The sequence below is a fragment of the Streptomyces sp. NPDC088766 genome (genome assembly GCF_044750845.1).
In the GTDB taxonomy this organism is placed as follows: domain Bacteria; phylum Actinomycetota; class Actinomycetes; order Streptomycetales; family Streptomycetaceae; genus Streptomyces.
On record NZ_JBIVKQ010000020.1, the window covers coordinates 20,041 to 34,985 of the forward strand.

The 14,945-nt window shown below is 73.0% G+C and carries 12 protein-coding genes; 3 read left to right on the top strand and 9 right to left on the bottom strand.

Translation table 11 applies throughout. The features are described from left to right. Positions 1-107 precede the first annotated feature (107 nt). From mutM to recG, 8 genes are all read right to left on the bottom strand, one after another. Positions 108-968, bottom strand: a complete 861-nt coding sequence (gene mutM, locus ACIP5W_RS25115) for a bifunctional DNA-formamidopyrimidine glycosylase/DNA-(apurinic or apyrimidinic site) lyase (protein ID WP_401477716.1) — start codon at positions 966-968, stop codon at positions 108-110. 83 nt (positions 969-1,051) lie between these two features. After that, positions 1,052-1,900, bottom strand: a complete 849-nt coding sequence (rnc, locus tag ACIP5W_RS25120) for a ribonuclease III (RefSeq protein WP_401477719.1) — start codon at positions 1,898-1,900, stop codon at positions 1,052-1,054. Positions 1,901-1,907: 7 nt separating this feature from the next. Further along, positions 1,908-2,081, bottom strand: a complete 174-nt coding sequence (rpmF, locus tag ACIP5W_RS25125; RefSeq protein WP_007493396.1) for a 50S ribosomal protein L32 — start codon at positions 2,079-2,081, stop codon at positions 1,908-1,910. Between the two features lie 2 nt (positions 2,082-2,083). After that, positions 2,084-2,737, bottom strand: coding sequence for a YceD family protein (locus tag ACIP5W_RS25130; RefSeq protein ID WP_401477722.1), 654 nt, complete (start codon positions 2,735-2,737; stop codon positions 2,084-2,086). 175 nt (positions 2,738-2,912) lie between these two features. Beyond that, positions 2,913-3,989 (bottom strand): ATP synthase F0 subunit B, encoded by a 1,077-nt coding sequence (locus ACIP5W_RS25135; RefSeq protein WP_401477725.1) that lies wholly within the window; start codon positions 3,987-3,989, stop codon positions 2,913-2,915. Positions 3,990-4,088: 99 nt separating this feature from the next. Next, positions 4,089-4,568 (bottom strand): pantetheine-phosphate adenylyltransferase, encoded by a 480-nt coding sequence (gene coaD, locus ACIP5W_RS25140; RefSeq protein ID WP_401478022.1) that lies wholly within the window; start codon positions 4,566-4,568, stop codon positions 4,089-4,091. Between the two features lie 26 nt (positions 4,569-4,594). Then, a complete protein-coding gene (gene rsmD, locus ACIP5W_RS25145) occupies positions 4,595-5,182 on the bottom strand; it encodes a 16S rRNA (guanine(966)-N(2))-methyltransferase RsmD (RefSeq protein ID WP_401477728.1) in 588 nt (195 codons plus the stop codon). Between the two features lie 265 nt (positions 5,183-5,447). Continuing rightward, positions 5,448-7,652 (bottom strand): ATP-dependent DNA helicase RecG, encoded by a 2,205-nt coding sequence (gene recG, locus ACIP5W_RS25150; RefSeq protein ID WP_401477731.1) that lies wholly within the window; start codon positions 7,650-7,652, stop codon positions 5,448-5,450. Between the two features lie 167 nt (positions 7,653-7,819). On the opposite strand from recG, the gene ACIP5W_RS25155 reads away from it, so the two are divergent. Next, the gene (locus ACIP5W_RS25155; protein WP_401477734.1) at positions 7,820-9,664 is read left to right on the top strand and encodes an HSP90 family protein; all 1,845 of its coding nucleotides are present in this window, start codon (positions 7,820-7,822) and stop codon (positions 9,662-9,664) included. Beyond that, positions 9,661-12,648 (top strand): tetratricopeptide repeat protein, encoded by a 2,988-nt coding sequence (locus ACIP5W_RS25160; protein WP_401477737.1) that lies wholly within the window; start codon positions 9,661-9,663, stop codon positions 12,646-12,648. The genes ACIP5W_RS25155 and ACIP5W_RS25160 overlap by 4 nt, the downstream gene beginning before the upstream one ends. Positions 12,649-12,725: 77 nt before the next feature. Here ACIP5W_RS25160 and ACIP5W_RS25165 read toward each other — a convergent pair whose 3' ends face one another. Further along, positions 12,726-14,447 carry a DAK2 domain-containing protein gene (locus ACIP5W_RS25165; protein WP_401477740.1) on the bottom strand — a complete coding sequence of 574 codons (1,722 nt, stop codon included), beginning with the start codon at positions 14,445-14,447 and terminating at the stop codon, positions 12,726-12,728. A 255-nt stretch (positions 14,448-14,702) separates the two neighbouring features. Between ACIP5W_RS25165 and rpmB the strand changes: the two genes are divergently transcribed. After that, a complete protein-coding gene (rpmB, locus tag ACIP5W_RS25170) occupies positions 14,703-14,888 on the top strand; it encodes a 50S ribosomal protein L28 (protein ID WP_004924906.1) in 186 nt (61 codons plus the stop codon). Positions 14,889-14,945 lie beyond the last annotated feature (57 nt).

Here is a 14,945-nt window from a genome sequence, read left to right on the forward strand (position 1 = left end):
CGTCCCGCGGGCGCTACGACGAGACGCGCGGCGGCTTCTGACACCGCGGGCAGAAGTAGCTGGACCTGTTCATCCAGGGGCGCCGGCGCATCGGCGTCCCGCGGGCGCTACGACGAGACGCGCGGCGGCTTCTGACACCGCGGGCAGAAGTAGCTGGACCTGTTCATCCAGGGGCGCCGGCGCATCGGCGTGCCGCAGCGCCTGCACGGCAGCCCCTCGCGCCCGTAGGCGTCCAGCGACCGGTCGAAGTAGCCCGACTGGCCGTTGACGTTGACGTACAGGCTGTCGAAGCTGGTGCCGCCCACGGCGAGGGCGGCCGTCATCACGTCCCGGACGTGGCCGAGCAGTTCGAGGGTGCGGGGGCGGGTGAAGCCGGCCGTGGGGCGGTCGTAGTGGAGGCGGGAACGCCACAGCGCCTCGTCGGCGTAGATGTTGCCGACACCGCTGATCAGTGACTGGTCGAGCAGGGCCCGTTTGATGGTGCTGCGCTTGCGGCGCAGGGCCTGGTGGAAGGCCTCGTCGTCGAACAGCGGGTCGAGGGGGTCGCGCGCGATGTGCGCGATGACGTCGGGCAGCCCGTCGGGGGTGGTGTCGTGCAGCGACAGACCGCCGAAGGTGCGCTGGTCGACGAAGCGCAGCTCGGTGTCCACCTCGTCGGCGAAGCGGACCCGGATGCGCAGGTGCTTCTCGTCGGGAGCCGCGTGGGGCTGGACCAGGAGCTGCCCGCTCATGCCGAGGTGGGCCAGGATCGCCTGCGGCGTGTCCTCCAGCGGCAGCCACAGGTACTTGCCGCGGCGGCTGGGGGTGCCGATGCGGTGGCCCTCGAGGCGGTGCGTGAAGTCGTCGGCGCCGGCCAGGTGACGGCGCACGGCACGCGGGTGGAGCACTTCGGCGTCGGCGACCGTGCGATGGGCGACCCACCGCTCCAGACCGCGGCGGACGACCTCGACCTCGGGCAACTCGGGCATGGGATCCCCCGTACGGAACGCCCGCCTCCGGTTGGGGGCGGGCGCTCGTCTCGTACTGCTGGTTGTGCTGTCGTCGGTGTTCGTCAGGCGGAGGCGGACTCGGGGTCCGGGCTGCTGCCGTCGACGGCCTCGACGGCCTGGGCCGCCTTCGCCGCCTTGGCACGCTCGTCCGCCGCGGCCCGGATGGACCGCCACGCGGACTCGGCGGCCTGCTGCTCCGCCTCCTTCTTGCTGCGGCCGGTGCCGGTGCCGTACGAGACGCCTCCGACGCGGGCGGCAGCAGTGAAGGTCTTCTCGTGATCGGGGCCGGTCTCCGTCACCAGGTACTCGGGCACGCCGAGTCCTTCGGTCGCGGTGAGCTCCTGGAGACTGGTCTTCCAGTCCAGGCCGGCTCCGAGGTTCGAGGACTTCTCGATCAGCGGGTCGAACAGGCGGTGCACCAGTTCGGAGGCCGCGTCGAGGCCCTGGTCGAGATAGACCGCGCCGATCACCGCTTCGAGGGTGTCGGCGAGGATGGACGCCTTGTCCCGGCCGCCCGTGCCCTCTTCGCCCCGGCCGAGCCGGATGAAGGAGCCCAGGTCGAGGCCGCGACCGACCTCCGCCAGCGCACGCGAGTTGACCACCGCGGCCCGCAGTTTGGCCAGTTGGCCTTCGGGCAGGTCGGGGTGGGTGCGGTACAGCGTGTCCGTGACGACGAGGCCGAGCACGGAGTCCCCGAGGAACTCCAGCCGCTCGTTCGTCGGCAGACCGCCGTTCTCGTACGCGTAGGAACGGTGGGTCAGCGCACGCACCAGAAGGGCGGACTCGAGCTGATAGCCGAGCCGCCCTTCCAGAAGCGTGTGGGACGAGGCCGTGTTGTCCGCCTTTTTCTTGGCGACTGAATCCGCCTTGGCGTCATCTGCCTGCTTGGGGCTAGACACGGTGCCTCTCACCAGCCGCTCAGACCTCGAGGACCTGGCGCTTGTTGTAGGTGCCGCAAGACGGGCACGCGATGTGCTGCAGCTTGGGCTCGTGGCAGCGCTCGCACGCAACCAGGGTGGGGACCGCAGCCTTCCACTGCGACCGGCGGTGGCGCGTGTTGCTGCGCGACATCTTCCGCTTCGGAACAGCCACGGCTACTTCTCCTGCTTCTCGTTGGCGGGCACCGATCGAGGCGCTTCGCCACTCATCTCGTCCTTCTCGCCGTCTTCGAGTGAACCGGCGAGTCCCTGCAGTGCCGCCCAACGGATGTCGACGGCGTCATGGTGGTGGTCCGGGTCGTCCGCAAGGCGTGCTCCGCACTGGGCGCACAGTCCTGGGCAGTCGTCCTGGCACACCGGCTGCATCGGCAGTGCGAGCACCACCGCATCACGCAGCACGGGCTCGAGGTCGAACAGGCCGTCCTCGAGAAAGAGCATGTCCTCGTCTTCCTCGGCGTCGTCGGCCGGTTCCGCCTTCACGCGGCCCCGGTCGTCGGCGTCAGGGTACGAGAACATCTCCTGGAAGTCCGCTTCGAGCTCCAGCCCGACCGGCTCCAGACACCTTACGCACTCCCCCTCGGCCTGTGCACGGGCGGTGCCCGTGACGAGCACTCCGTCCATGACCGACTCGAGTCGGAGTTCCAGCTTCACCGGGGCGCCCTGCGGCACTCCGATGACCCCCTGGATCCCGAGGTCCCCGGGGGCTTCGATCTCACGGGACAGGCGCTGGAGCGCGCCAGGACGCCGCCCCAGCTCGTGCGTGTCGAACACGAGAGGGTTGCGGTGGTCGAGGCGGGCGTTCAGAGCCATTCCTGCTTTCGATCTTCCGTGCTGTGGGGGCCGCCGCCCTCAGGTGTTGCGGGCAGCAGCGATCGCGGGCATATACGCAGTCAGCGAAGCGCACACGCGACCGAAGAGCCAGGATACTGGAGCATTCGCCCACAGCCCAATCCGGTGTCCACGCCCCCGCCCCGGGCCTCGCCCCCTACAGGCCGCGGCCCTGTTCGTAGGCGCGCAGCTGCTCGGCGCTGATCATGCTGGTGTCGAACAGGCTGGCCTCGTCGAGGGCGTAACCCTGCTGCTCCTGCGGGGGCTGCTGCTGCACGTCCCGCTGCGGGTCGTACGGCGCCTGCTGGGGGTCGTAGCCGTGGGCGGGGGCCCCGCCCGTCTGCGCGTAGTCGAACGTGGCGGCGTAGGGGTCGGCCTGCTGGTAGCCGTAGGCGTCCTGCTGGCGGCCGTAGCCCTGCTGCTGGTAGCCGTACGTGTCCGGCTGCTGGTAGGCGTAGGTCTCCTGGGGCTGCTCGTACGACCGCTGCGCGGGCTGCCCGGCCGGGGTGTCCTGCTCGGCGAGGGCGGCGAGGTCGGCGAGGTAGTCGGCGTCGGAGGAGTGCTGGAAGGTCGTGTCGTCGTCGGCGAGGGCGCCGAGGTCGTCGCTGGCGATCCGGCCGTGCAGCTTCTGCCGGCCGCGGCCGACGGCCTCCAGGGTCTTGGCGAGGACCGCCTCGAAGGCGCCCAGCTTGACGTCGACGTAGGCGTCGGCGTCGCGGCGCAGGGTCTCCGGATCGTGGCTGCGCTCAGGGGCGTCCTCGTCCTCGTACCCCTGCTCGTCGACGCCGGGTCCGGTGCCCAGGAGCTTCTCGCGGCCGCGGCCGACGGAGCCGAGGGTCTTGGTGAGGACGACCTCGAAGTTGGCGAGCTTGGAGTCGACGTAGTCGTCGGCCTCCGCTCGGATGTCCTCGGCCTCCTTGCGGGCCTCGGCCAGGATGCGGTCGGCCTCGGCCTGCGAGCGGCGGGCGATCTCGGTGTCGGAGATCAGGGAGCCGCGCTCGGCGTGCGCGGTGGAGATGATCCGGTCGGCCTCCTGGCGGGCCTGCTCGACCATCTGCTCGCGGCCGCCGATCAGCTCCCGGGCCTGGGCGAGGGAGTCGGGCAGGGCGGCGCGCACCTCTTCGAGGAGGGCGAGCAGTTCGGCGCGGTTGACCACGCACGAGGCCGACATCGGCATCGACCGGGCACTGGAGACCGCCGTGACGATCTCGTCGAGCTTCTTCTGCACGTCCACCGGTTGCTCGCCACTCTCTACTGCTGTGTTGGAGACGGACGGAACGACTGTACGGCCATGAGGTGTCCGGCGGACACCGAGTGACGGGCCGTCAGTTCCTCAGTCCTTGCGGAGACGTCCGGCGAGTGCTTCGAGGACGATCGGCGGGACCAGGTGGGAGACGTCGCCGCCCCAGGTCGCGACCTCCTTGACCAGGGAGGACGACAGGAAGCTGTAGGTCGGATTGGTGGGGACGAACAGCGTCTCGACACCGGAGAGGCCGTTGTTCATCTGGGCCATCTGCAGCTCGTAGTCGAAGTCGCTGACGGCGCGCAGGCCCTTGACGATGGCCGGGATCTCGCGCTGTTTGCAGAAGTCGACCAGGAGACCGTGGAAGGCCTCGACGCGGACGTTTCCGTACTCGGCGGTCACCTGGCGGATCAGGTCGATCCGCTCGTCGATCTCGAACAGGCCCTTCTTCGACTTGTTGATCATCACCGCGACGTAGACCTCGTCGTACAGACGGGAGGCGCGGGAAATGATGTCGAGATGTCCGTTGGTGATCGGGTCGAACGACCCGGGACAGACGGCGCGGCGCACTTGAGATCCCTCGCTCTCCGGTCCGGTCATCGTGCGTCTTCGCACGTAGAGGCGGCGCGACCGTACCAAAACGTTCCCTCGCCGTAGCGACGGGACCGGATCGCCTCGAAGCCGTCCGGCCAGTCGAAGATGCCGCCTCTGGTGCTGCGCTCCACGGTGACGAGGGCTTCCGCCGCGAGCCACCCCTCCGAGCGGAGTGTGAGCAGAATCTCCCGAAGATCGTCATCGGTGACGGCGTACGGGGGGTCGAGGAAGACGAGGTCGTACGGCTGCGTCGGCGGCGTCTGGATGATCTGCCGGGCCTTGCCGGCCCGGACCTCGGCGCCCGGCAGGCCGAGGGTCCTCACGTTCTCCCGGATCGTGCGGGCCGCTCGCGCGTCGGCCTCGACGAGCAGGGTGTGGCCGGCCCCCCGGGAGAGGGCTTCCAGCCCCACGGCGCCGGAGCCGGCGTAGAGGTCCAGGACGCGTTCGCCGTCGAGGGGGGCACCGCCGAGCAGGGACTGCCAGGTGGAGAAGAGAGCCTCGCGTGCGCGGTCGGAGGTGGGGCGGGTGCCGGTCCCTGGCGGGACGGCCAGGCGACGTCCGCCGGCTTTTCCGGCGATCACGCGGGTCATCTCGGGGTCCTTGTTCGGGGGCGTCTTTACGTGGTCAGTCTGGCAGGCGGAGGTGCGGGGTGCGCGATCACGGTCGGCGGCACCCGGTGGGGTCCGGGGAACCCTCCGCCCCGCCGGGCACGGGGCACTGCCCGCCCCGCCGTACGCGGGCGGCCGTCCGCCCCCGCCGCGCGCGGGCAACCGGATCCGTCCCGCCGGGGGCGGGGAGCCGCCGACCGGCCACGGCACACGGGCCGGCACCCCACGGGACCCGGCGGCCGCTCGCTCAGCCCTTCTCCAGGTACTGCTCCCTCTCCTCGTCCAGGAGGGCGTCCAGGGCGGTGCGCAGGCCGGGGTAGGCGGCCAGTTCCGGGTCGGACGCGACCACTTGTGCCGCCTCCTCCCTCGCCTCGGCGATGACCTCCTCGTCCTCGATGACGGCGAGGACGCGCAGACTGGAGCGGGCGCCGGACTGTGCCTGGCCCAGCACGTCGCCCTCGCGGCGCTGCTCGAGGTCGATGCGGGACAGCTCGAAGCCGTCGAGGGTGGCGGCGACCGCGTCGAGGCGCTGGCGGGCCGGACTGGCCTCGGGCATCTCGGTGACGAGGAGGCAGAGTCCGGGGGCCGAGCCGCGGCCGACGCGGCCGCGCAGCTGGTGCAGCTGGGAGACGCCGAACCGGTCGGCGTCCATGATCACCATCGCGGTGGCGTTCGGCACGTTGACCCCGACCTCGATGACGGTCGTGGCGACCAGGACGTCGGTGTCCCCGGCGGCGAACCGGCGCATGACGGCGTCCTTGTCGTCCGGGGGCATGCGGCCGTGCAGCACCTCGACCTCGAGCCCCTGGAGCGGTCCCCCGGCGAGCTGGTCGGCCACGTCCAGGACGGCGAGCGGCGGACGCTTCTCGGCCTCGTCCTCCGAGGACTTCTTCTTCGCCTTCCCCGGGCCGTCCTCCTCGTCGCCGATCCGCGGGCAGACCACGTACGCCTGGTGGCCGCCCTCGGCCTCCTCGCGGACCCGCTGCCATGCGCGGTCCAGGAAGTGCGGCTTGTCGGCGGCGGGGACGACATGGCTGGCGATGGGTGACCGGCCGGCCGGGAGCTGGTCCAGGACGGAGGTCTCCAGGTCTCCGAAGACGGTCATGGCGACCGTGCGCGGGATGGGTGTGGCGGTCATGACGAGCAGGTGCGGAGGCTGCTTGCCCTTGCCGCGCAGGGCGTCCCGCTGCTCGACGCCGAACCGGTGCTGCTCGTCGACCACGACCAGCCCGAGATCGTGGAACTGCACCTTGTCCTCGATCAGCGCGTGCGTGCCGATGACGATGCCGGCCTCGCCGGTGACGAGATCGAGCAGCGCCTGCCGCCGCCCGGCGGCCCCCATCGACCCGGTGAGCAGCACGACCTTGGTGGCGTGCTCGACGCCGCCCAGCATCCCGCCCTCGGCCAGTTCCCCCATCATCTCCACGACGGAGCGGTGGTGCTGCTGGGCGAGGACCTCGGTGGGCGCGAGCATGGCGGCCTGCCCGCCGGAGTCGACGACGGCGAGCATGGCGCGCAGGGCCACCATCGTCTTGCCCGAACCGACCTCCCCCTGGAGCAGTCGGTGCATCGGATGCTCGGTCGCCAGGTCGTCGAAGATCTCCTTCGAGACCTTCTGCTGGCCCTCGGTGAGGGTGAAGGGGAGGCGGTCGTCGAAGGCGGAGAGCAGGCCGTCCGGGGCGGGTCTGCGGGGGACGGCCGGGAGTTGGGCGTCGGCGTGGCGGCGGCGGGCGAGGGCGACCTGGAGGACGAAGGCCTCGTCCCACTTCAGGCGGGCGCGGGCGTCGTCGATGTCGGCCTTGGTCTGCGGGCGGTGGATCTTGAGGAGGGCTTCGGGGAGGGGGAGCAGGCCACGGCCCTCACGCAGGGAGTCCGGGAGCGGGTCGACGGCCTCCCGGGCGCTGGGCAGGACCGTCTGGATCGCCTTGCCGATCTTCCAGGACTCGAGTTTGGCGGTGGCCGGGTAGATCGGGATGAGGGCTCCGGCCCAGGTCTCGACCGTTTCCTCGGTGTCGCCGCGCAGCAGTTCGTAGGCCGGATGGGCCAGCTGGAGGCGGCGGTTGAAGAGGGAGACCTTGCCGGAGAACATCGCGCGGGTGCCCGGCAGGAGGTCCTTGTGGGGCTTGTGCACGCCGTTGCCGAAGAAGACCAGCTGGAGGCGGCCGCTGCCGTCCGTGATGGTGACCTCCAGGCGCTGGCCCTTGCCGCGGGGGGCCCTGGCCGAGGCGAAGGTGTGCAGGCGGGCGTCGGCGACCTGGGCGACCACGGTGACGTGCTCGTCCATGGGGAGGTCCGCGAGGTGCGTGAGCTGGCCGCGCTCCTCGTATCTGCGCGGGTAGTGGTGCAGGAGGTCGCCGACGGTGTGCAGGCCGAGGTGCTCGGCCATCACCTTCGCGGTCGGTGGGCCGAGCACCTTCTTGAGCGGTTCTTCGAGCGCGGGCACGGGATCCATTGCACACCACCCCACTGACATTGCCGTATACGTGTCCCGAAACCCCTGGTCAGGCGGCTCGTTCGGGCTCTAGGATGGCGCGCTCCGGCCATCCCCCGCGGTCACCGCCCCACCGGGACCGCCCGACCCCGCGCCGTCGACCCTCCCCAGGCCGCGGCGCAGCAGCGATGGACTCCCAGACCTCACCGTCATCCCAGGCATCACCGTCCCCTCATACCTTCCAGGTCGACCTGCGTGGCCTGGTGGACCTGCTGTCCCATCACCTCTACTCCAGTCCCCGGGTCTACCTGCGCGAACTGCTCCAGAACGCCGTGGACGCCATCACCGCCCGGCGGGCGGAGGAGCCCGGCGCCCCGGCGCGGGTGCGGCTGTCCGCCGCGGGCGGGGAGCTGCGGGTGGAGGACTCCGGTGTCGGGCTCACCGAGTCCGACGTGCACAGCCTGCTGGCCACCATCGGCCGCAGTTCCAAGCGCGCCGACGGCCTGCAGGAGGCCCGTTCCGACTTCCTCGGGCAGTTCGGCATCGGGCTGCTGGCCTGCTTCGTGGTCGCCGAGCGCATCCGGGTGGTCAGCCGCAGCTCCCGTACGCCCGGCGCGCCGCCGGTGGAGTGGACGGCCCGCGACGACGGTTCGTACACGGTGCGGACGCTGCCCGACGAGGAGCGCCCCGAGCCGGGCACGACCGTGCATCTGGTGGCGCGGGCCGGTGCCGGTGAGTGGCTCACCGAGCAGCGGGTCCTTGAGCTGGCGCGCGACTTCGGCTCGCTGCTGCCGTACGACGTCCGGGTCGGCGAGGAGGCGGTCACCGATCTGCCGGCGCCCTGGGACCGGCCGTACGCCTCTCCCGCGAACCGGCGGGTGGCGCTGGCCCGGCACTGTCACGAGCTGTTCGGGTTCGCACCGTTGGACTCGATCGAGCTGAACGTGCCGCTGGCCGGCATCCGCGGGGTGGCGTACGTGCTGCCGGCCGCGGTCAGTCCGGCCCAGCGGGCGGGTCACCGTGTGCACCTCAAGGGCATGCTGCTGACCGACCGCGCCGAACAGCTTCTGCCGGACTGGGCGTTCTTCGTGCGCTGTGTCCTGGACACCGACAGCCTGCGGCCCACGGCCTCACGCGAGTCGCTGTACGAGGACGAGACGCTGGCGGCCGTGCGGGAGGCGCTGGGCGAGCGGATCCGGGCATGGCTGACGGGGCTGGCCGCCGGGGATCCGGAGCGGCTGGCGGCGTTCCTCGCCGTGCACCACCTGGGGGTGAAGTCCCTGGCGCGGCACGACAGGGAGATGCTGCGGACGATGCTGCCGTGGCTGCCGTTCGAGACGAGTGACGGCCGGCTGTCGCTGGAGGAGTTCGCGCAGCGGCATCCGGTGGTGCACTTCACGCGGACCGTGGAGGAGTACCGGCAGGTCGCGCCGATCGCGTCGGCGCAGGGCGTCGGGGTGGTCAACGGGGGTTACACGTACGACAGCGAACTGGTCGAGGCGCTGCCGTCGGTGCGGCCGGGGACGGTGGTCGCCGAGCTGGACGCGGACACCGTGACCGCGCATCTGGACGCCGTGGACGCGGCGGAGGAGCTGGCGCTGTCGGGTTTCCTGGCGGCCGCGCGGGCGAAGCTCGACCCTCTGGGCTGCGACGTCGTCCTGCGCGCCTTCCACCCGCTGTCGGTGCCCGCCCTGCATCTGGACGACCGGGCGGCCCGGCACGAGCAGGCACGGGCGGACGCCGAGTCGCAGGCGGACGACCTGTGGGCGGGCATCCTGGGATCCCTGCGCGGCAGTGCCCCGCGCGCGCGTCTGGTGCTCAACCATCTCAACCCGCTGGTCCGGCGGATCAGTTCCCTGCGGGACGCCGAGCTGATCGGCACCGCCACGGAGTCGCTGTACGGGCAGGCGCTGCTGATGGCGCAGCGGCCCCTGCGGCCGGCGGACTCCGCACTGTTGAACCGGGCGTTCATCGGCCTGCTGGAGTGGGCCACGCACGGGGAAGCCACACCTGAGGAGGACGGGCGGCGATGACCGCGATCACGGACTTCGACTCCCTGCGCCGGGCGATGGCGGAGAACGGCGAACAGCCGGAGGGCCCGGCCCGCAACGCGCGCGCGGAACTGCTGCTCGTGGAGGCCGAGAGGCTGAACATCCCGCTCGCCGTGATCGAGGCGCTCGGACACCAGCTGAAGGTCTACAACTACAGCTCCGAGAAGGACAAGATGTTCGTCCCGTTCGCGCGCCTGCTGCGCATGTGGGACGAACGGCCCGAGGACTTCGACGCGCACGAGACGCACTCGCTGCACTGGGTCTTCAAGTGGATGTCGGCCGGCATGCTCGACCAGCCGCACATTCCGCTGGCGTCGGTGGAGAAGTGGCTCGGCGAGATGGAGCACCGCTACCGGCTCGCCGGGCACTCCGAGCGGGCCGTGCGCAGCGCCGAGTTCAGTGTGGCCGCGCACGTCGGGGACGTGGCACGGGCCGAGCGGGCGTTCGCCGCCTGGCTGGCCGCGGATCGCGACGGCATGGCCGACTGCCACGCGTGCGAGCTGCACGGTCAGGGCTGGTGGCGGGCGGAGCGGGGCCGGGACGCGGAGGCCCTGGAGCTGTGGGCGCCCGTCCTGGAGGGCGCGTACACGTGCGCGCACGAGCCGCACACCGTGCTCGCGTCGTCCCTGGTGCCGCTGTTGCGGCTGGGCCGGTCGGACGAGGCCCGGGCGAACCACCTGCGCGGTTTCCGGCTGGTGCGGGCGATGGAGAGCATGCGGGGCGCGTACGCCGACCATGTGGAGTTCTGCGCGCTGACCGGCAACGAGGCGCGGGGCCTGGAGCTGCTCGCGGAGCGCCCGGCGTACTTCACGGACGAGGGACAGCCGCGCAGCAGGCTGGGCTTCCTGAGCGTGGTCGTGCTGCTCATGGAGCGGCTGTCCGCGCTGGGTCTGGGCGGGCAGCGGGTGCCCGGGCCCGCCGGGCGGGTGTGGACGGCGGCGGAACTCGCGCTCCACGCGCGCGAGGAGGCACTCGCGCTGGCCGCGCGGTTCGACGCGCGCAACGGCACGTCGCACGTCGGCGAGCGGGCACGCGCGCGGATGTCGCAGCAGCCGCTGGTGGAGCGGCTGCCGTTGGGGGTGCGCACGGTACGTCCGCCGGTTCCCGCGGCCGCTCCCCCGGCGCCGGCAGCCACGGCGGCAACCGGGGCGGGAGCCGGCGCGCCGGATCTGCCCGCGCTGCTCGCCGAGGCGCGGCGGCTGTCGGACACCTTGCGGCCGCACGCCGTGGAGGCGTGGGCGGCGGTGGCGGTGGCCGCCGAGGGGGCCGAGGGCGCCGGGCTGGACGCGCGCGACCGCGCCGAGATCGCCGACCACCGGGCGATGGGACTGGGCGCGGAGGGTGCCGAAACGTTCGAGCTGGCGGCCGGGCTGTACGCGGAGGCGGGCGACCCCGGCGAGGCTCTGGCGGCACGCACGCGTGCGGCCTACGTCCGCGCGCTCACCGGGGAGATCGACGAGGCGCTCGCCGCGGTCGCCGAGCCCTACGACCGGGTCCTCGCGCTGTACGCCGAGGGCGGCACGCAGGTGCGGCAGGCGGCGGGGGTCCTCATGGGCCGTGCGCGGATCCTGATGCGACGCGTGCACGAGGCCGACGGGCCGGTCGCCGAGCGGGTGCTGGCAGAGGCCGAGGGCGCCGTCCGGGAGGTGCTCGCGCTCGTGGAGGGGCGGGCCGGGGACGACGTGCGGCTCCTCGCGCGGGTCGCCGAGGGACACGCGATGCTCGCGGAGCTGACGGCGCGCTCGGGCGACGCCGAGGCGGGCGCCGAACTGTTCGCCCGGGCCGCCGCGGAGTTCGTCGGAGCGGGGCTGCCCTGGTTCGCCGTGGAGTACGAGGCCAGACTGGCCGCTCTCGCGCACCACCTGGGCGACATGGCGGAGGCGGAACGGGCGCTGCGGGCGGCCCTGGAGCACGGCGGCGGCTTCCTGGAGCCGGTCGGCCGGGCGCAGTTGCACCTCCAGCTCGCCGAGGTCGTCGGGGGCCGGGGGCAGGCGGGGGAGGCCGCCGAGCACGCCCTGGAGGCGGCACACTGGGCCGACGAGGCGGGCGAGGGCCCGACGTTCGGCGCGTGGGCGCGGCACCAGCTGGGCGGATTCCTGGTGCGGCAGGGCCGGTGGGCGGAGGCCGCGGAGGTGCTGGAGTCGGCGCTGGCGGACCTGACCGTCGAGACGCACGGCGACGGGGCGGTCGTGCAGACGCAGTGGTGGCTCGGCGACTGCCTGAGCGAGCTGGGCGAGCACCGGGCCGCCGCCGAACGCCGTTTGCAGGCCGCCGAGACCGCCCGGCACTGGCCCGAGCAGCACGACCACGCGACGCTGGCGCACCTGGCCGCCGAGTCCCTCGGCCAGGCGGGGCTGCACGCGGACGCGGACCGGGCGTACGCGCGCGCGGGCGAGCTGTGGCGTTCCCTGGGCAATGTGCACGGGCTGGTGCGCTCCTTGCGTGCGCGTGCCTGGCTGGCGTTGCGCGCGCAGGACGGCGCCCGGGCGGCGCGGGAGCTGATGTCGGACGCCGTCGGGGAGTGCGCCGACGCGCTGGAGGTCGCGGACGACGAGGAGACGCGTCTGCGGCTGGTCTTCGAACTCGGTCACACCCACCGCCAGTTCGGCGATCTCCTGGCCCGCTCGGCAGCCGAGGACGCCGACGACGACTCGATCCGTGCCGCCATGGACGAGGCGCTGTCCCAGATGTCGGAGGCGGTCGCGGTGTTCGTCTCCCTCGGGGCCGCCGCCCTGCCGCCGCGCACCGGTGCCGAGCTGGCGGCGGGCTGGCTGGAGACCGACCTGGGCCGTCCCGCGGAGGCGGCCGCACGCGCGCGTGCGGTACTCGCGGCGTACGCGGACGCGGAGACGGACGCCGGCTTCGAGGGCGGGGACGAGGAGACCGTACGGGCACGGCGGGCGGAGGCGGAGCAACTGCTCCAGGCGGCGGCGGAAGCGGCCGAGCAGGAGGCTGCGCAGGAGTAGGGGGCGCAGGGACAGGGCGGGCGGTGGGGCGGCGCTCACCGCCTCCCCCGACGGCGCTCACCGCCTCCCCGCGACCGTCATTCCACGCCGATCAGCAGCAGCGCACCCTGCCGTCCCCCGTGGTACACCACCGTGTCGACGGCGAGGTACGCCTCCCGCACCCGCGCCTCCAGCCGGCCGGCGACGCCTTCGGGGGCCTCGTCGCCGAGGACGAGGGTGACGAGCTCCCCGCCCGCCGCCAGCATGCGGTCCAGGACCGTTTCGGCGACGGCGGTGACGTCGGCGCCGATGACGGCCACGTCGCCGTCGACGAGGCCGAGGACATCGCCGGCCTGGCAGATGCCGGCCATGGTCCAGGACTGGCGTTCGGCGACGGCGACCTCGGCGTAACGGGTGGCGCCGGCCGCCGAGGTCATCGCGACGACGTCCTCGTCGAAGCGGCGGTCGGGCTGGTGCACGGCGAGCGCGGCGATCCCCTGGACCGCGGAACGGGTCGGGATGAGGGCCACCCGGATGCCCTCCGCGCGTGCCTGCTCGGCAGCCGCGGCCGCGGTGTGGCGCAGATCGGCGTCGTTGGGCAGCAGCACGACCTCGCGCGCGTGGGCCCGCCGTACGGCCTGGACCAGCTCACCGCTGGCGGGCGGCTCCCCGGGGCGCGCGAGGACGGTGGTCGCGCCGGCCTCGGTGTACAGACCGGCCAGGCCCTCGCCGGGCACGACGGCGACCACCGCCCGCTGGACGCGCGCGCGGGGCGGACGCCCTTCCCCGCGCGCGTGGACGTCGTCGGCGCCGAAGTGGGTGATGCGGATCCGGTACGGCCGGCCGGCCTCGACACCCGCCTCCACGGCCGCGCCGGCGTCGTCCACGTGCACGTGCACGTTCCACAGCCCGTCCCCGCCGACCACGACGAGCGAGTCACCCAGTGCGTCGAGCCGCTCCCGCAGCCGGGCGACGGCGGCGTCCTCGGCCTCCAGCAGGTAGATCACCTCGAAGGCGGGCCCGCCGCTGCCGGCATCGTCGTCGGCGCAGGACTCCGCGCCCGCCCGGAGCCCGGAGGCCTGCGGGTCCACCGGGCCCTCGGCGCGGTCGCGCCCCTCGGTGGCGGCGAACGCGCCGGCCCCGGAGGGGACCGCCGCCGTCTCCCCCGTGAACGTCTCCACCAGCGCCGCGAGCACCGCCACCAGTCCCCGCCCGCCCGCGTCCACCACCCCGGCACGCTCCAGGACGGCCAGCTGGCCAGGCGTCGCGGCGAGCGCCGTGCACGCGCCCCGGTAGGCCGCCCTCGCGACCGTCCCGCAGTCGCCCTCGGCGTCCGCGGCCGCGTCGGCGGCGGCCGAGGCGACCGACAGGAGCGTGCCCTCGACCGGGCGGGCCACGGCCTGGCGGGCGGAGTCGGCGGCGCGGCGCAGCGCCAGGCGCAGCCCCGCCGCGTCGGTGTGCGGGCTCTCCCCCTCGGCGGCGAGCACCTGGGCCATGCCCCGCAGCAGCTGCGCCAGGATGGTCCCGGAGTTCCCGCGCGCGCCTATGAGCGCTCCGTGCGCCATCGCGCGCGCGGCGTCGGCGAGGGAGGGGGTGCCGTGCGCGGCGGCGCCGGCCGCGTGACCGGTGAACACCGCCTCGACCGCGGTCGCGGCCGACTCCACGGTCAGGTACAGGTTGGTCCCGGTGTCCCCGTCGGCGACCGGGTACACGTTGATCGCGTCGATCTCCTCACGCGCGCGTCCCAGCGTCCGGAGCGCGAGACCGCACCAGGTGCGCACCGCGAGAGCATCGAAGAATGTCTGCGGCACCTGCGGCACCTGGGCCTCCCTGAGCTGCTGGACTGGGACGCAGCGTAGACCGTGGGCGGGTGTCGGCCGGTGGCGGGCAAGGGCGGGGCCCCTGAGCAGCCATGGTATTTTCGTTGTACTGGCGCAGCCGTTGTATGCTGCTCCGGTTGCCCGATCCCATCGGGCCATCCCCCTGGCACCGCCACTCAGATCTCTGATCCCACGATCTTGATCCCGGCATGCCGGGATCAACCGTAAGTGCATCTGAAGTCTTTGGAGTGACCCGTGGCTGCCAACTGCGACGTCTGCGGCAAGGGGCCGGGCTTCGGCAACAACATCTCGCACTCGCACCGCCGTACGCCCCGTCGCTGGAACCCGAACATCCAGCGCGTGCGTACCGTGGTCGGTGGGACGCCGAAGCGCGTGAACGCTTGCACCTCGTGCATCAAGGCCGGCAAGGTCTCGCGCTGACGCACATCCCCCACCTCTCGGCTCCGCCCGAGGCGGGGGGACCCCCGTCGCGCGCGG